The sequence below is a fragment of the Butyrivibrio sp. MC2021 genome (genome assembly GCF_000621605.1).
Lineage (GTDB): Bacteria > Bacillota > Clostridia > Lachnospirales > Lachnospiraceae > Butyrivibrio.
This window is the reverse complement of record NZ_JHXX01000010.1, coordinates 117,580-135,908: the sequence shown is the minus strand read 5'-3', so window position 1 is coordinate 135,908 and position 18,329 is coordinate 117,580. Positions and strand designations below refer to the sequence as shown.

Genomic DNA, 18,329 nt, shown 5'->3' with positions numbered 1-18,329 from the left:
GGAGAAAAATAAATGTATAACATCGAGTCAGGCAGTTTTTCATTAGAATTAAGTCCCAAGGTATTTGAAGAAGATCTGAAGTGTCCAACCAATACTATTTTAAGCGTGAGATTGACCAGTGATGGCTATTCTGCTGATTCTTCAATGGATGTTGGAGCAAAAGAAATAGCTGTATTCGCTGAAGGTTTGAAAGAAGTCTATGATATATTAGAGGGAAAAGTTAGATTAGAGGAGCCCTATGGTGAGCATAATTTCATCGAATTTTTTGCCAAGACCGGAGGTCATATTGTGGTAAAAGGGAAGCTGAGCAGTATGGGAAGAAACGGCCATACTCAGGAATTAAGCTATGAGAGCGAGATAGATCAGACCGATTTAAAAGACTTTGTCCGCGATTTATATGCAGACTTTTCCAAATATAAGTTATAATAAATATTGTGATAAACAGAGCTGAGGGTTAATACCTCAGCTCTATTAAGTAGTAGAATGAGAGGGGAAAATTATGAAGAAACGACTTATTTTGCTGACCTGCGGCGTGGTTTTGGCGCTGGCTGGCTGCGGACCGGAAAAGGAAAATGCCACAGGCCTGGAAAAAGAACCAATTCCGGTAGCAGAGAGCGGGAAGCAGGCCGCACAAGGAGAGAACGCACCGGCAGAGCAGACAGAGCAGGCAGAGAAAAATGCTGCGGATACTGTGATCACACAGGAGCAGGCACTGGAAGCGGTAAAGAATTACTGCATCGCCAACAACCCGGATCTGGAGGGAATGCTGGGTTCTGAGGATTACACAACTTACTTTGAGGTTTCAAACAGCGAAGCAGGAGAGATTGTTGTGCTGTTCAGGTCTTACACCGGAGCCCAGATTCGCTATTATGTGGACCCGAATACAGGAGATACATATACTACAGAGCTGGTTCCAGGGATAATTGACGAGGAACAGCGAACCGAAGAGACTTTTAACATAAGAGATTATATGGATAAGGTGGAGGGCACTGCGGGGGCAGCAGATGCAAATTCAGAGACCGTTTCCAGAGCAGACGTTTTATGTATATGATGAACACAATCAGACTACTAGACAAGAGTGTCTAATGCATAAATACGGCATTTTCTCGCTTTGTGTCGTGTTTAAAATTGGGCATATTTTTTATTCTGGGTGTTGAAAGGAGGACACTTAACTGTCATGGATCAGACAAAAGTTGGGGGCTTTTTAAAGGAGCTTCGAAAGGGAAAAGGAATAACACAGGAGCAGTTTGCAGAGGCTCTGGGGGTATCCGGAAGGACGGTTTCCAGATGGGAGACCGGAAACAATATGCCTGATATCAGCATTCTTGTTGATATCGCAGATTTTTACGACGTAAGTATTCCCGAGATCATCAATGGAGAAAGGAAAAGCGAGATTATGGACGAACAGGAAAGAAAAGTAGCAGACTCAATGGCGGATTATGCCACTGCAGAAAAAGAAAAGATTTTTAAGGAAATGAGAATTCAGAGTATCATGGGTGCCTGTGCGCTGGTGATTTACATGATCCTTCATGAGACAGGCGCATACATGATAAATGATGTGCTGGGAAATATCGCACTGTATTGTGAGACTTTGGTTTTTGTATCGGTAATGCTCATGGCGGTGTATTCCACAAATGCTCTGAGCAAGCTTCGAAACAGGAGCAGGAAGCTGCTGGCCTTTGAGAGTGTTCCAAAGCCGGTTCGGTTCGTGCTTGCGGCGGTAATTGCTTTTTGCGCAGCGGCGATTGTTAAACTGGTGTTAGTGAATATTTTTGGAATATAAGTTATGGCGATAGGGGGCTGTCGATGAGGACAGCCCCCCTTTTTGCAATCCGATAAATTGAATGACGTTCACAAATTAACTATAATATATAATAGGACAACTGTCAGAAGGTATTATTACTGAAAGGAAATCCTCTCCGCTGACCATAATAAGATGCAGGCTCCTGATAAACGGAAAAATCATTCACATCCGCCATATTAACATATTGTGCGATGACAAGAAGCATATTCTTTTTTGCATGGAGAATATCGAGCGTGAATTCAGAGAAAAGGAAGAGCAGCAGGCGAACCTGCAATGTTTACAAGCATAGCCCGGTGTTCAGGATAGGTGGAGACGAGTTTGCGGTAATTTTGTCCGGAAATGCGGAGCTTCGGTCAATATATTATAGGGCCCGCAAGCCTGATGGAAGCTATGAACTTATTACCACAAAAGGTTTTGTTTTAAGCGATAAAGACGGTAATCCGGAGTATTTTGGGGGAATTATGCTTCCGCAGAAATGAAATAAGGGGTAAAATGGAACGTGATGACAACAACAGGCGCCGGGGCAGCAGCACCGGCAGACATAAGAGGAAGAGACTAAGGGAGATATGAAAACACTGGTAATTTACACATCACAGACCGGCTTTACCAAGAGGTACGCTGAGTGGATGTCAGAGAGCATGAACGCAGACCTTTTTGATGTAAAGGATGTTCAGAAGAAGGAAAACAGCTTTTTTGACGAGTACGACGCAATCGTTTATGCCGGATGGTTCATGGCAGAGAAGATTGCAAAGGTAAACTGGTTCCTGGATAAGGCCCAGAACTGGAAGGACAAGCAGCTGGCGGTTGTGGGTGTTGGCGGAAGCCCCAACGAGGAGCAGGCAGCCAAGACCGAGACAAGCAAAGTCCTTACAGAGGAGCAGGCGAAGTATATCAAGGCTTTCTACTGCCAGGGGGGATTTAATTATGAGAAGATGAGCCTTCCTTCAAGACTTATGATGAAGGCTTATGCTAATTCACTTAAGAAGAGCAAAAATGAGAAGACAAGGGAGATGGGAAATCTGGTGGATCACTCCTTTGATATGTCGGATAAAAAGTTCATTGAGCCCGTGGTTGAGTATGTGATGGGTGCTATGGCGAAGGAAGCGTGAAGAAAAGATGAAATGCCACAATAGGTGGCGTGAATTGTGCCTACGGCACATGAATTGCCCTTTGGGCATGAATTGAATCCCGCTGGATTTGCGGTGGTCTATCGGCCACCCGTCCGGCGGGATTCATTTTAATATTGTCAGGATTAATTATCTGTTTCCGCTGGTAGAGCTATTACGTGGGAGATGACTTCACGGCAGCATAGCGACAAGCAGGGTCCCCAAGGGGTAATCAAGGGATGGCACTCGTGGTGCCATCCCGGAAATAAGGGTGAGCCGCTCCGGTCAAAAGTTATACGGCTTCATACGGAGTGGCAAAAACAGCGGAAATAGGATAAGACTCTACAGTTTCAATTGTTTTATCCTATATTTTTTCAGAAATAATAGGATAAGAATCGCAGAAATAGAGCATCTTATCCTATAATTTTCGAAAAAATGCGGAGGCGCGATAATTCAAGTTTGCAATATCGATAAAACATAGGATAAGACTGTCCATTGCGACGAATCTTATCCTATTTTGCTCTTAGTAAGGGAATTCACTGCTACTTCAGCCGCCATTTCCCCCATGAGCGGGAATGAAGTCAAGGAACCGTGGAATAAACCGCAGCGCCACAGCCCTGCGGGGAGCCATATACTACCCCGCGCGAGGATTTATGCCGCGAAAGTCCTTGACGGAATGGAGCGACCAACCCTTATCTTCCGGGATGGCACCTTGAGTGCCATCCCTTGTCTACCTTTGGGGGCTAGGCTTTTCACAGCGTATAAGGGAGACCAATTTTCCCTTTCTTTCCCAAAAACATGTACATATACAACTTGCTAAAATTGTATATATTTATCATTGCACAAATTCTTTTCCCGACTTATGATAAAAATCGTGAGAGGGAGAGTATTGTGGCTAAATATCAGCAGGTTATTGATTGGATAAATCAGAATATAGACAACGGAACCCTTAAGCCCGGGGAGAGGATACCTTCCGAGAATGAGCTCTGTGAGCAGTTCGGCTTAAGCCGCCAGACCGTAAGGCACGCCATTGCCATGCTGTCCAAGGAGGGACTTCTTGAGAGCATGCGGGGCAGCGGCACCTATGTGGCCGATCTTCACGCCGGAGAAGGCGAGAGAACCGTTGTGGCAGTTGTCACAACCTATGTGGACGATTACATTTTTCCCAGCACCATCAGAGGCATGGAGAATACCTTAAGTCAGAAGGGCTATTCCATGCAGCTTTCTTTTACCAATAATACAGCAACCAAGGAGAGACAGATTCTATCTGACCTCTGTCAGCGCTCTGATATTGCCGGAGTCATCATGGAGCCGGTAAAAAGCGCTCTTCCCAATCCCAATCTGGATCTTTATAAGAAGCTCACCGACAAGGGAATCAGGCTTCTTTTCATTAATACTTTTTACCCTGAACTTGATATTCCCCACGTCTCCATAGATGATGAGGAATGCGCTTTCAGAGCGGTCAAGGCCCTCATAGAAGCGGGACATAAGAATATAGGCTGCGTCCTCAAGCTGGACGATGGACAGGGCAGAGAAAGATATCGTGGCTATCTCAAGGCCATGACTCAGTATGGGCTTTCTTTTGCCTATGACCACGTGAACTGGATCGACACCATAGACATTGAGGACGGCCCCGGGGCCCTCACCAGGGTAAAAGAGAGACTGAAGGACTGTACTGCGGTCTTTTGCTACAACGACCAGGTGGCGGGAATGCTGATGCAGGTACTGGCTGAGTCGGGGCTTCGGCTTCCACAGGACATGTCCGTGGTGGGCATGGACGACTCGGACCTTGCCAAGACAGGAACCGTGGGAGTTCCGATATCTTCAATCCCACATCCCAAGGAACTTCTTGGGGAAAAAGCAGCACAGAACATGATACGTCTGATACACGGCGGAAACGCAGGCTTTAACGCAACCTACGAGTTTGCCGAGGACGTTATTATAAGGGAATCAATTAGTAGGCACTAAACGGAGGAAAAAAGAATGGGAGACGTAAAAACACTTATTGCACAGGGAAAGACATTCCTGGGAATCGAGTTCGGTTCCACAAGAATCAAGGCTGTACTTACAGATGAGAAGTACACACCTATCGCATCCGGCTCACACGGCTGGGAGAACAGACTTGAGGACGGCATCTGGACCTACACACTGGATGACATCTGGACCGGACTTCAGGACTGCTACGCAAAGCTGGCAGAGGACGTTGAGAAGCAGTATGGGGAAAAGCTTACAACAGTAGGCGCTATGGGCTTCTCAGCCATGATGCACGGCTATATGGCTTTTGACAAAGAGGGAACTCTTCTTGTTCCTTTCAGAACCTGGAGAAACACCATCACAGAGGAGGCTTCCGACAAGCTCACAGAGCTCTTTGGCTATCACATCCCTCAGAGATGGAGCATCGCTCACCTTTATCAGGCAATCCTTAATAAGGAAGAGCACATCTCCAAGGTTGATTTCTTCACAACCCTTGCAGGTTACATCCACTGGCAGCTCACAGGAGAGAAGGTTCTGGGCGTAGGTGACGCATCAGGTATGTTCCCTATCGATTCAGCAACCTGCGACTATCAGGAGAAGATGCTGGATCAGTTCGACGAGCTCCTTGCAAAAGAGAGCATCAGCTGGAAGATCAGAGAGGTTCTTCCCAAGTCTCTTCCCGCAGGTGACAAGGCCGGCGCACTTACTGCAGAGGGTGCAAAAAAGCTTGATCCCACAGGAACACTTCAGGCAGGAATCCCTGTTTGCCCTCCCGAGGGAGATGCAGGCACAGGAATGGTTGCCACCAACTCAGTCGGCGTAAGAACAGGTAATATCTCAGCAGGAACTTCAGTATTCTCAATGGTTGTTCTTGAGCACAGCCTTTCCAAGGCATATCCTGAGCTTGACCTTGTAACTACACCTTCAGGCGAAGAGGTTGCCATGGTACACTGCAACAACTGCACCTCAGACCTCAACGCATGGGTAGGCCTTTTCAGAGAGTTCGCAGGGGCCATCGGCAAAGATGTTGACGACGACACCCTTTACGGAACACTTTACCGCAAAGCAATGGAAGGCGACGCAGACTGCGGCGGACTTCTTGCATATAACTATTTCTCAGGAGAGAGCATCACAGGCTTCAACGAGGGAAGACCTCTCTTTGTAAGAAGACCTGATGATAAGTTCAACCTTTCAAACTTCATGAGATGCCACCTCTACACAGCTCTCGGAGCTCTTAAGGCAGGTAACGACATCCTTATGAAGGAAGAGAACGTTAAGGCTGACTTCTTCTTTGGTCAGGGCGGCTTCTTCAAGGTAAGAGGCGTCGGCGACAGAGTAATGGCAGCAGCTCTTGATACTCCTATCAAGCTTATGGAGACAGCAGGAGAGGGCGGTCCTTGGGGACAGGCTATCCTTGCAGGCTTCATGATGCAGAAAGAGGAGGGTGAGACCCTTGAGAAATACCTTAACGAGAAGGTATTCGTTGGCGGAAAGGTAGAGACCTTCGAGCCTGTAGCTGAGGATGTTAAGGGCTTTGATGAGTTTATTAAGGATTACAATGCAGGACTCGCTGTAGAACGCGCTGCAGTCGAGAACCTTAAGTAAGGAGATAAAAAATGTTAGAAGAACTTAAGAAAAAAGTATATGAAGCAAATATTCTTTTACCCAAGTACGGTCTTGTTACTTTCACCTGGGGAAATGTCAGTGCCATCGACAGAGAGAGCGGTCTTTTTGTAATAAAGCCCAGCGGCGTTGATTACGAGACCATGACTCCCGATGACATGGTAGTTATGGACCTCAATGGAAACAAGGTGGAAGGAAAGCTCAATCCTTCCTCCGACACACCTACTCACGTTGAGATCTACAAGGCCTTTAAGGAGGTGGGCGGTGTTGTTCACACCCATTCATCCTACGCCACCAGCTGGGCCCAGGCAGGAAGAAGCATTCCCTGCTACGGCACAACTCACGCTGACTATTTCTACGGCGAGATCCCCTGCGTAAGATGCCTTAACAAGGACGAGATCGAGACTGCTTACGAGGAGAACACAGGACACCTTATCGTCAACGAGTTTGAGCGCATGGGAAAAGACCCTGTGGCAGTTCCTGCAGTTCTTTGCAAGAACCACGGCGTATTCTCCTGGGGAAAAGACGCCCACGAGGCAGTTCACAACGCAGTTGTAACAGAGGAAGTTGCCAAGATGGCTTACAGATGTGAGGTTATCAACCCTGAGGTTAAGCCCGCACCCCAGGAACTCCAGGATAAGCATTACTACCGCAAGCATGGTGCTAATGCATACTACGGTCAAGGATCCGCAAAGTAATCACTTAGCGAGATTTTCAATGGCAACATAAGTAAAAACTTGAGCAATTTGTATTATAGACGCATGTATTTTCATGTGTTAAATTGTAAGTGCGTTTTTTGTTTAACAATCAATTTTTGTTTTATAAAAAGGGGAAAGGAAGTATGGCTATGACCAATCTAGAATTAAAAAGAACAGCCAATGAAGTCCGCAAGGGCATTGTTACAGCGGTTCACGCAGCAGGTGCAGGACACCCGGGCGGATCTCTTTCAGCAGCAGATATTTTCACATATCTTTATTTCGAGGAAATGAATATCGATCCTCAGGATCCCAAGAATCCTGATCGTGATCGTTTTGTACTTTCTAAGGGCCACACAGCTCCCGGTCTTTACTCAGTAATGGCACAGAGGGGATATTTCCCTGTTGAGGAGCTTACTACTCTTCGTAAGCTTGGTTCCAGACTTCAGGGACACCCAAGTATGCAGTATCTTCCCGGCCTTGACATGAGCAGCGGCTCTCTGGGACAGGGAATTTCAGTTGCCTGCGGTATGGCTCTTTCAGCTAAGCTCGACGGCAAGGATTACAGAACATATACACTTCTCGGAGACGGTGAGATTGAAGAGGGACAGGTTTGGGAGGCAGCTATGTTCGCAGGCTTCCGTAAGCTTGACAACCTTGTAGTTATCGTTGATAACAACGGACTTCAGATCGACGGACCTATCGACCAGGTTTGCTCACCTTATCCTATCGATAAGAAGTTTGAGGCATTCAACTTCCACGTAATCAACATAGACGCTCATGATTTCGATGCCATCAGAGCAGCTTTCAAGGAGGCAAGAGAGACTAAGGGTCAGCCTACAGCCATCATTGCTCACTCCCTGAAGGGTAAGGGCGTTTCCTTCATGGAAGGCCAGGTTTCATGGCACGGCGTTGCACCTAACGATGAAGAGTATGCAAAGGCTATGGAAGATCTCAACAAGATCTCCGAAGAGCTGGCGTAAGAAGGAGGATGTCATAATGAGCGAAGTTAAGAAGATTGCTACCAGAGATAGCTATGGTAAAGAACTTATAGAGCTTGCAAAGGTTAATGACAAGGTAGTTGTACTTGACGCAGACCTTGCAGCAGCAACAAGAACAGGCTGGTTTAAGAAGGAGTTCCCTGATCGCCACATCGATTGCGGTATCGCAGAGTGCAACATGATGGGCATCGCAGCAGGACTTGCTACAACAGGCAAGATTCCTTTCGTAAGCACATTTGCCATGTTTGCAACAGGACGTGCTTTCGAGCAGGTTCGTAACTCAATCGGTTATCCTCATCTTAATGTTAAGATCGGTGGAACCCACGCTGGAATCACAGTAGGTGAGGACGGTGCCAGCCATCAGTGTAACGAGGATATCGCACTTATGCGTACAATTCCCGGAATGGTTGTTATGTGCCCTGCAGATGACATCGAGGCAAGAGCCTGCGTAAGAGCAGCAGCTGAGCACGAGGGCCCTGTTTACATCAGATTCGGCCGTGCAGCCTGCCCTGTAGTTAACGACAGACCTGATTACAAATTCGAAATCGGAAAAGGTACTGTACTTAGAGAGGGTAAAGATGTTAGTATTATAGCTACCGGCATCGGAGTAGGTGCAGCTCTTGAGGCAGCTGAGAAGCTTGCAGCAGACGGCATCGATGCTGAGGTTGTTAACATCTGCACAATTAAGCCCATCGACAGAGAGCTTGTAGTTGCAACAGCTAAGAAGACCGGTAAGGTTGTAACCGTTGAGGAGCATTCAGTTATCGGCGGTCTTGGAAGTGCTGTAAGTGACGTTCTTGCAGAGGAGTGTCCTACACTTGTTAAGAAGATCGGTATGCAGGATAGATTCGGTGAGTCAGGATCTGCAGCTGCTCTTGTTAAGAAGTATGGTCTCGACGGAGATGGTGTTTACGCATCTGTAAAGGAATTTTTGAAATAATGATGAATTTTATTCTAAGCCCTTCAATTTTAGCTGCTGACTGTGCAAAGCTTGGTGAGCAGATCCATGCAGCTGATGTAGCCGGCGCTGAGTATATTCATATCGACGTGATGGATGGTACTTTTGTACCATCCATTTCCTATGGAATGAATGTTGTCAGCAGTTTGAGAAAGACCACCGACAAGGTGTTTGACGTACATCTGATGATCACTGAGCCCATCAGATACATAGAGGAGTTTGCCAAAGCCGGCTCCGATATCATCACCTTCCACCTTGAAGCTGCTTCCGATGTCAATGCTGTCATCGACAAGATCCACAGCCTCGGGAAAAAGGCAGGCATTTCCATCAAGCCTGCAACTCCGGTTTCAGAGCTTCTTCCCTACCTGGATAAGGTGGAGATGATCCTCGTCATGACCGTAGAACCCGGCTTTGGAGGCCAGGCTTTTTTGCCACACTGCGGCGAGAAGGTAAAAGAGCTTCGCGGTATCCTCAATGAGCGTGGTCTTTCCACAGATATTGAGGTTGACGGCGGTATCTACCTCAGCAACCTTCAGGAGGTGCTGGATTACGGTGCCAATGTCATCGTCTCCGGTTCCGGAATCTTCAAGGGTGACATCGAGAAAAATGTTACTGACTACCTGAAGATAATGAAGAAATAAGAAGTTTAGCATAATAAATCAAGGCGACACACAACCTTTTTTGTAGGATTGTGTGTCGTTTTTTGTTGCACAAGACCGGCAAGCGAATGGATGCTTGCATACAAATTCATTTGCCGGTTGTAAGAACATGGAGCACGAAGTGCGGAATGTTCGTGTGTGAAATCGAGTAGGAGTCAGCCTCGATTGCTCAAAAGGAAGTTGTATGTAAATTTGCTAAATTATTCGCAATATTATGACATTAATTGCAAGAAATTAATATATTTGTAATATTTCTGCGGTTATTATTTTGGGAAAGGAGGTTATTTGTATGAGAAGAAAAATTATATCAACTGTATTGGGAACCGTATTAACTGTCTGCAGCCTGTTCGGAATGGCTGTAACAGCTTCCGCAGCCAGTGCTTGGGGTGGCACTCACGACGGAATGTCACTGGATTATCACGACAGCAACAAATTTGACATGGCCACCTGGAGCAACGGCGGCATGTTTAATTGCACTTTTTCACCTAACAATATCAAATTCCAGGGCGGCCAGATGGCTATTACCATTGATCGCAACTGGCAGGGTTACACAGCGGGCGAATACCGCACCAAGAATTATTACGGCTACGGCCTTTTCCAGGTTAACATGAAGCCTATAAAGAACCCCGGCGTTGTATCATCATTTTTTACCTACACAGGACCAAGTGACGGTACAAAGTGGGATGAGATAGATATCGAATTCCTTGGAAAAGACACCACCAAGGTTCAGTTCAACTATTACACCAGCGGCCAGGGCAATCACGAGTATCTGTACAACCTGGGCTTTGACGCATCCCAGAGCTTCCACACCTACGGCTTTGACTGGAGACAGGGCAGCATCACCTGGTATGTGGATGGCAAGGCTGTTTACACCGCCACAAGAGATATTCCCACAACACCCGGCAAGATCATGATGAACGCCTGGAACGGCACCGGCGTAGATGACTGGCTTCAGGCTTATAACGGAAGAACCGGAATCACAGCATATTATGACTGGGCTTCCTATGATGCCAACACCGGCAGCAGCAACTCAGGCAATAATTCAGGAAACAATAATAACGGCAATAACAACAATTCGGGGAATAATTCAGGAAATCAGCAGCCCGCCCAGTCTTCAAACAACAGCGGAGCAATGTTTGATTCCTCCAAGGCCTATAAGATCATCAACTTCGGCAGCTCAATGGCTATGGACGTTCAGGGCAACAGAAGAGACAACGGAACCAACGTCCTTCAGTATTATTACAAAGGAAACGCCAACCAGAAATGGTATTTTGTTAAGGACGGCAACTGCTACATCATAAAGAACGCTTCTACAGGAAAGGTCCTGACGGTACAGGATTCAGCCACCTGGGACGGAGCCAATGTTTATCAGTGGGATTACTACGGCGATGCCAGCCAGAAATGGGAGATTTACCCGGCAGCCAATAACACCTACAAGATCATCAATCACAAGAGCGGCAAGTTACTCAACATCGCGTATGGCAGCACCAGCGCCAATGCAAATATCGAGCAGTACAAGGATGCCTCAAGTAACTTTGAGAAGTGGTGGATTGATATAGCTAACTAAATTAAATAATTGTCTCCCCAATTGACAGGCAGCGGGCACTTAGTATATGAAAAAGTGTCCGCTGCTTTCTTGTAGGTGGGGTATTGCTAGGGGGTATTACTCAGTTATATCTGCCCTTGTCTCTGTTATCAGATGATTCACAATTATATCAACCGCCAATAGCAAGATGTACCCTTTACTCAGCAAAATGGCGGTGGTTAATCGTAATAAATGGGGATATGATGGGAAAAGAAACGGATTATAGAGAAAATAAGGGGCTTTTACCATGATAAAAAGAACCCGTATAGCAGGTGTTGTCCTGGCGGTGATGCTGGGAATCAGTTTATTAGGATGTGGAGGAGATACGAAAATGGCAGAGACAAATACTGAGAAGAGTTTTCACGAGAATCCCATAATCAAGGGGATTTATACAGCGGATCCCGCGCCCATGGTTTACGGAGATACACTTTATCTTTACACAACCCATGATGAGGACGAGCTGGTCAACGATTTTTATACCATGAAGGACTGGAGATGCTTCTCCACCAGGGATATGGTGAACTGGGAGGACCACGGCTGCATCTTTTCACTGGATGATATCGGCTGGGCCGACGACAGAGCCTGGGCGCCCCAGTGCATAGAGAGAAACGGCAAGTTTTACCTTTACTGTCCCGTTCACAAGAGAAACGGCGGAATGGCCATAGCTGTTGGCATTTCAGACAGCCCTGCAGGCCCCTTCAAGGATCTGGGTCATCCGTTGGTTGACGAGGGCGACTGGAACGACATCGATCCCACAGTGTTCATAGATGATGACGGACAGGCATATCTTTATTTCGGCAATCCGGAGCTTCGCTATGTTCTTCTCAATGAGAATATGATAACCTATGACAAAGAAGTGGGCATTGTGAAGGTTCCCATGACCGAGGAATCCTTTGCAAAAGGAAGTCACGACACAGGCACATCCTATGGCGAGGGACCATGGTTCTACAAGAGGGACGGCCTGTATTACATGGTTTATGCGGCCTTCGGCGAGGGCAAAAATATGGAGCACCTGGCCTATTCCACATCGGTTTCACCGACAGGACCCTGGGTTTACGGCGGTGTTCTCATGACAGAGGAGGGCGGTGTATTCACCAACCATCCGGGAATCTGTGATTTCAAGGGACATTCATATCTCTTTTACCACACAGGAGATCTTCCCGGGGGAAGTCTTTTCCACAGAAGTGTGTGCGTGGCGGAGTTCACTTACAATGAGGATGGTTCAATCGACACCATCGACAAGTGCGGAGGGGTAAGCGCTATAGAGTAAAAAAGTATTTTGGAGGACTTACAATGGACGTTAAGAGTACCAACGAGACACTGGTTAATTTCTGGGACAAGGTGTATACAGTTTCGGATGAGGAGAAGCAGGGCGCTACAGCTGAAGAGGATCTGAAGCAGATCTGTCCCAGCGAGAAGCTTTTTAATGGGGCCAAGTCCCTGGGAGCCTGCAAAAAGGTTCTGGACTACGGCTGCGGAGATGCCTGGGCAAGCATCGTTGCGGCAATGAATGGCTGTGATGATGTTACTGCTGTTGATGTGGCTGCCGCTGCTGCCGATCTCGCAGCTTTTCAGGTAGAGCTTTACAAGCTTCAGGACAAGATTAAGACTGCATGTGTTGCACCGGACTATCTGCACAGCATTGCCGACAGTACTTTTGATGGAGTGTTCTGCTCAAACGTGCTGGATGTGGTGCCTCCGGAGACATCAAGGGATATCATCTCTGAGTTTGCAAGGATCACAGCTAAGGGAGCTACATTGGTCATTGGCATGAATTACCTTGCTACCAAGGAGAACGATAAGGACCTGACCGATGAAGGCTTTGTCTTCGTGGACGGCGTTCTGAGAATGGTTTCAAGAAGTGATGAGGAGTGGAGCGAGATCTTTTCCGAGTTCTTTACAGTGGAGAAGCTGGATCACTTCGCTTGGCCCATGGAAGAGAAAGAGACACGCAGGCTATTCATTCTTAAGAAATAAGAAATACGCAGTTAATTGACTTAGTATTATCAATAAACTATAATAAAGTGCTCATGTGGGGAGATATTTTTCCGCATGAGTTCTTTTAATTAATGGCGATATCCGCGCCAATACTAAGATTCGAGGTAAACATGAGAATTATTTTCACATCAGATACACACGGACATTTATATCCCATAAACTATGCCGGCAACCGCCCGGAGAGGTCCGGAGTTTTTTGCCTGGCATCCCAGATAGAGAAGGATGGCAACACACTGGTGCTGGATGGAGGAGATACCCTTCAGGGCACACCCCTTCTTTCTTACTATCTGGAGCACAGGGACGAATATGATTTCAACCCTATGGCGGAGGGCTTCAATGCCATGGGGCTTGATTACTATACTCTGGGCAATCACGACTTTAACTTTGGCTATGAAGCTATCGCTGATTACGCCAGGAATATGAAGGCACAGCTCATCAGCTGTAACGTGACAGACCTGGGCGGGGAGCTGGATATCAAAAAGAACGTTATTCATACCTTGGAGGATGGCACAACAGTGGGAATCACCGCTGCTGTCACCGGTTTTGTCAATGTCTGGGAGGCAAAAGAGCACCTGGAAAAGATCAAGGTTGCAGATCCCCTGCCTCTTATAAAAGAGCAGTATGAGTACCTTAAGGATAAGTGCGACATCACAGTCTGCATCTATCACGGCGGCTTTGAGGAGGACCTGAAGACAGGACGACTTCTGTCTGAGACCGCAGAGAATCAGGCCTGCAGGATCATGAGAGAGATGGGCTTTGATATCCTTCTCACAGGACATCAGCACATTCCTGTGGAGGGTGTTGAGATTGAGGGAACCTACGGCGTTCAGCCTCCGTCAAATGCCCTTAAATACTGCTATCTCGAGACGACCGGAAAAGGCCCTGAGCTTAAGGTTACATCCAAGCTTGTGGCTGTTGAGGAGCCCGGCGAGAGATTCGATGCTCTTTTAAAGGAGCACAGCTTCATGGATGATCTGACTTCCAAGGTTCAGGTGTGGCTTGATGAGCCCATCGGATGCCTTGAAAAAGAGATCGCTCCCGAGGAGAAGATCTATGCGGCAACCCACGGAAGCAAGGTTGCTGCCATATTTAACCAAGTTCAGCTGGAAAAGACAGGGGCGGACTTCTCCTGCACCTCTTTATCCAACGATCCTTTGGGACTTAAGAAGGATATCACCGTAAGAGACGTGCTTGGAATCTACCAGTTTGCCAATACTATAGAAGTTAAGGAAGTTACCAAGGCTGTGATCAAGCAGGCCCTTGAGAGAAGCGCCGAGTATTTCGACTACAATCCCGAGACCAAGGAAGTTAAGGTTTCCAATATCTTCCTTCAGCCCAAGATCGAGCACTACAACTACGACTACTATGCAGGCCTTGAGTACACCTTTGACCTCACAAGACCTGTGGGAGACAGGGTTGTGGTACTGAGAAAAATGGACGGAACAGAGCTGTCTGATGACGCAACCTACACCCTGGTTACCAGCAACTACCGCGCCACCGGCACCGGCGGCTACCAGTGCATCGGAAATTGCAAGACCATCAGAAGCACAACAGATGAGATGCCGGATCTGCTGATTGACTTTATTCGCAGACATACTCCTGTGAAGGAGATAGTGAATAGCAAGTTTAACTGCATAATGTAAGAGGAAATGGACCATGGGGACGGTGTTATAGGGTCATTTTGGTAAAACAAAATGATCCTGTAACACCGTCCCCATGGTCCATTTCCTCTTATTTGACATTTGATTGGTGAGAAGGCATACTATAGTAGAGATTTTGTGGATTTTTTTAAGTAAAGAAGGAAAAAAATGTATAAGAGATTAGAACGAAACGATCCCTGCTGGTGCGGAAGCGGCAAGAAGTACAAGAGCTGCCATGCGGCTTTTGACGATAAGCTTATAGGCTTCGAGCATCAGGGAATGATAATTCCCGACAGGGGACTTTTGAAAACTGAAAAGGATATTGAAGGAATCAAGAAGAGCGCCGTTATCAATATGGCGGTTCTCGATGAGATAGGAGAAAAGATCAAGGCAGGCATGTCAACCCAGGAGATCGACGACATTGTCTACAATACCACCATCAAGATGGGCGGTATCCCAGCGGACCTGAACTACGAGGGCTTCCCCAAGAGCGTCTGCACCTCCATCAATGAAGAGGTTTGCCACGGTATCCCATCAGAGGACATCATCCTGAAGGACGGCGATATTATCAACGTTGACTGCTCAACTATTTTGGATGGATATTTCTCTGATTCATCACGAATGTTCTGTATCGGAGATGTTTCCCCCGAGAAAAAGAGACTTGTAGATGTAACAAAAGAGTGCGTAGAAGTGGGCCTTAAGGCAGTTATTCCCTGGACTCCCATCGGAGACATGGGCTACGCCGTTCACCAGCACGCTCTTAAAAACGGATATACAGTAGTTAAGGAAATCGGTGGACACGGCTGCGGCAACGCCTTCCACGAGGAGCCTTTTGTCAGCTACGTAAGTAAGAAGGGCACCGGAATGCTCATGGTTCCCGGAATGGTATTCACCATCGAGCCCATGGTAAATATGGGTAAGGACAAGATCTTTATCGATGATGAGAACGACTGGACTGTATACACCGCAGATATGAAGCCCTCCGCACAGTGGGAGGTTGAGATCCTGGTTACAGAGACCGGATATGAGTTACTTTGCTGGTAAAAGTAATCACCTAGTATACTACTTTGTTACGGAAAACGCTTCCGCGTTTTGCGTAACTTCCTTGTGAAAAATATTAGTTGGAAGGATATAAAAAAATGCAGAACAAAGGAAAATACTACATTACCACTGCCATTGCATACACCTCAGGCAAGCCCCATATCGGCAACAGCTATGAGATTGTGCTGGCAGATGCGATCGCAAGATACAAGAGAAGAGACGGCTATGACGTTCATTTCCAGACAGGATCCGACGAGCATGGCCAGAAGATCGAGACAAGAGCAATCGAGGCCGGCTGCGCATCTCCCAAGGAGTTCGTAGACCAGGTTTCAGATACCATCAAGGGCCTTTGGAACCTGATGGACACATCCTATGACAGATTCATCAGAACCACAGACGACGATCACGTTAAGCAGGTTCAGAAGATCTTCAAGAAATTCTATGACCAGGGCGATATCTACAAGGGCTCTTACAAGGGAATGTACTGCACAGAGTGTGAGGCTTTTTACACTGAGTCTCAGCTGGTAGACGGCAAGTGCCCTGAGTGCGGCGGCCCCGTTCATCCCGCTGAGGAGGAAGCATACTTCTTCAAAATGAGCAAATATGCCGACAGACTTATTGAGCACATCAACACACATCCTGAGTTCATTCAGCCTGTGGCTCGTAAAAATGAGATGATGAACAACTTCCTGCTTCCCGGACTTCAGGATCTCTGTGTATCCAGAACCTCCTTCAAGTGGGGAATTCCTGTAGATTTCGACGACAGACACGTAGTTTATGTTTGGCTTGACGCCCTTACCAACTACATCACCGGTATCGGCTATGATGCAGACGGCAACAGCTCTGAGGACTACAAGAAGTGGTGGCCCGCAGACCTTCACCTTATCGGTAAGGATATCATCCGTTTCCATACTATTTACTGGCCTATCTTCCTTATGGCCCTCGGCGAGCCCCTTCCCAAGCAGGTATTCGGACATCCATGGCTCCTTCAGGGCGGCGAGAAGATGAGTAAGTCCAAGGGCAACGTTATCTACGCAGATGACCTTGTAAGCCTCTTTGGCGTTGATCCCGTAAGATATTTCGTTCTTCATGAAATGCCCTTTGACAACGACGGTGTTATCACCTGGGAGCTGATGGTTGAGCGCTTCAATTCAGACCTTGCCAACACACTGGGCAACCTTGTAAACAGAACCATCGCCATGAGCAACAAGTACCTGGGCGGTGTTCTTGAGGACAAGGGCGTTACAGAGGATGTTGACGCAGACCTTAAGGCAGTTGTAACCGGTTGCTACGACAAGGTTGAGAAAAAGATGGATGAGCTTCGCGTAGCCGATGCTCTTACCGAGATCTTTACTCTTTTCAAGAGATGCAACAAATATATCGACGAGACAGAGCCATGGGTTCTTGGCAAGGATGAGAGCAAGAAGGACAGACTTTCAACCGTGCTTTACAACCTTGTAGAGTCCATTTCCATCGGTGCAGCTCTCCTTGATCCTTTCATGCCTGAGACAGCTGAGAAGATCAGACAGCAGCTCAATTCTTCAGAGAGAGATTTCGACAGCCTCGGCAACTTCGGCGTATACAAGAGCGGAACCAAGGTAACAGAGGCTCCCGAGATGCTTTTTGCCCGTAAGGACTTAAAGGACGTTCTTGAGAAGGCAGCTGAGATCACAAGAAAGCAGAAGGAAGAGTTCGAGAGAACCCAGAAGATCGCTGCTGAGAACCTTGCAAAGGCAGGCCTTGCTCCTGCTCCTGTTAAGGCTGAGGAGAAGAAGGAAGACGCTTCAGAGCAGGCTCCTATCGACATCCCTGCCAAGGAAGAGATCGAGTACGACGACTTTGGCAAGATGCAGTTCCAGGTAGGTGAGATCATCGCCTGCGAGGCAGTGGAGAAGTCCAAGAAGCTTCTTTGCTCACAGGTTAAGATCGGAAGCCAGGTAAAACAGATTGTTTCAGGAATCAGAAAGTACTACACCCCTGAAGAGATGGTCGGCAAGAAGGTTATGGTTCTTGTAAACCTTAAGCCCGCCAAGCTTGCAGGCGTACTTTCAGAGGGAATGCTCCTCTGCGCAGAGGATGCAGAAGGCAACCTTGCCCTCATGACTCCCGAGAAATCAATGCCTTCAGGAGCAGAGATCTGTTGATGATAAATGTATCAAAGTATATAAGCTTCATGCTTGCATGAAAAGCTTATACACCATGATACATATTATCAACAAAAGTGTACCAATAAGGCGTCAAATTT

Annotated in this window: 17 protein-coding genes; all 17 read left to right on the top strand. The window is 47.1% G+C overall.

The genetic code is table 11. From position 1 onward, the window contains the following. Positions 1-12 precede the first annotated feature (12 nt). The 17 genes from T359_RS0113945 to metG all read left to right on the top strand — a co-directional run bounded on the left by T359_RS0113945 (position 13) and on the right by metG (position 18,228). Positions 13-426: a WapI family immunity protein gene (locus T359_RS0113945; protein ID WP_026518010.1), complete on the top strand. Its 414-nt coding sequence runs from the start codon at positions 13-15 to the stop codon at positions 424-426. A gap of 73 nt (positions 427-499) precedes the next feature. Continuing rightward, on the top strand, positions 500-1,051 hold the full coding sequence (locus tag T359_RS0113940; RefSeq protein WP_026518009.1) for a hypothetical protein: 552 nt from the start codon (positions 500-502) through the stop codon (positions 1,049-1,051). 126 nt (positions 1,052-1,177) lie between these two features. Next, a complete protein-coding gene (locus T359_RS0113935) occupies positions 1,178-1,783 on the top strand; it encodes a helix-turn-helix domain-containing protein (protein WP_035784541.1) in 606 nt (201 codons plus the stop codon). Positions 1,784-2,037: 254 nt separating this feature from the next. Continuing rightward, complete coding sequence (locus tag T359_RS0113930; RefSeq protein WP_026518007.1) at positions 2,038-2,283, top strand: hypothetical protein; 246 nt, start codon at positions 2,038-2,040, stop codon at positions 2,281-2,283. An 87-nt stretch (positions 2,284-2,370) separates the two neighbouring features. Further along, on the top strand, positions 2,371-2,913 hold the full coding sequence (locus tag T359_RS0113925) for a flavodoxin family protein (protein WP_026518006.1): 543 nt from the start codon (positions 2,371-2,373) through the stop codon (positions 2,911-2,913). 888 nt (positions 2,914-3,801) lie between these two features. Beyond that, positions 3,802-4,878: a GntR family transcriptional regulator gene (locus T359_RS0113920; RefSeq protein WP_197027099.1), complete on the top strand. Its 1,077-nt coding sequence runs from the start codon at positions 3,802-3,804 to the stop codon at positions 4,876-4,878. A 15-nt stretch (positions 4,879-4,893) separates the two neighbouring features. Continuing rightward, positions 4,894-6,489 (top strand): xylulokinase, encoded by a 1,596-nt coding sequence (locus tag T359_RS0113915; protein ID WP_026518004.1) that lies wholly within the window; start codon positions 4,894-4,896, stop codon positions 6,487-6,489. Positions 6,490-6,500: 11 nt separating this feature from the next. Then, positions 6,501-7,205, top strand: a complete 705-nt coding sequence (locus tag T359_RS0113910) for an L-ribulose-5-phosphate 4-epimerase (RefSeq protein WP_026518003.1) — start codon at positions 6,501-6,503, stop codon at positions 7,203-7,205. 149 nt (positions 7,206-7,354) lie between these two features. Continuing rightward, positions 7,355-8,185, top strand: coding sequence for a transketolase (locus T359_RS0113905; protein WP_026518002.1), 831 nt, complete (start codon positions 7,355-7,357; stop codon positions 8,183-8,185). 16 nt (positions 8,186-8,201) lie between these two features. Next, entirely contained in the window at positions 8,202-9,143 is a 942-nt protein-coding gene (locus tag T359_RS0113900; protein ID WP_026518001.1) for a transketolase family protein, read from the top strand. 2 nt (positions 9,144-9,145) lie between these two features. Beyond that, the gene (rpe, locus tag T359_RS0113895) at positions 9,146-9,802 is read left to right on the top strand and encodes a ribulose-phosphate 3-epimerase (RefSeq protein WP_026518000.1); all 657 of its coding nucleotides are present in this window, start codon (positions 9,146-9,148) and stop codon (positions 9,800-9,802) included. A 307-nt stretch (positions 9,803-10,109) separates the two neighbouring features. Next, a complete protein-coding gene (gene bglS, locus T359_RS23295) occupies positions 10,110-11,387 on the top strand; it encodes a beta-glucanase (RefSeq protein WP_035784540.1) in 1,278 nt (425 codons plus the stop codon). A 265-nt stretch (positions 11,388-11,652) separates the two neighbouring features. Next, a complete protein-coding gene (locus tag T359_RS20470; RefSeq protein WP_242839099.1) occupies positions 11,653-12,675 on the top strand; it encodes a glycoside hydrolase family 43 protein in 1,023 nt (340 codons plus the stop codon). A 23-nt stretch (positions 12,676-12,698) separates the two neighbouring features. Then, positions 12,699-13,382 carry a methyltransferase domain-containing protein gene (locus T359_RS0113880; RefSeq protein ID WP_026517998.1) on the top strand — a complete coding sequence of 228 codons (684 nt, stop codon included), beginning with the start codon at positions 12,699-12,701 and terminating at the stop codon, positions 13,380-13,382. Positions 13,383-13,513: 131 nt separating this feature from the next. Further along, positions 13,514-15,046: a bifunctional metallophosphatase/5'-nucleotidase gene (locus T359_RS0113875; protein ID WP_026517997.1), complete on the top strand. Its 1,533-nt coding sequence runs from the start codon at positions 13,514-13,516 to the stop codon at positions 15,044-15,046. Positions 15,047-15,211: 165 nt separating this feature from the next. Continuing rightward, a complete protein-coding gene (locus T359_RS0113870; protein WP_026517996.1) occupies positions 15,212-16,087 on the top strand; it encodes a methionyl aminopeptidase in 876 nt (291 codons plus the stop codon). A 95-nt stretch (positions 16,088-16,182) separates the two neighbouring features. Further along, the gene (metG, locus tag T359_RS0113865) at positions 16,183-18,228 is read left to right on the top strand and encodes a methionine--tRNA ligase (RefSeq protein ID WP_026517995.1); all 2,046 of its coding nucleotides are present in this window, start codon (positions 16,183-16,185) and stop codon (positions 18,226-18,228) included. Positions 18,229-18,329: the final 101 nt, after the last annotated feature.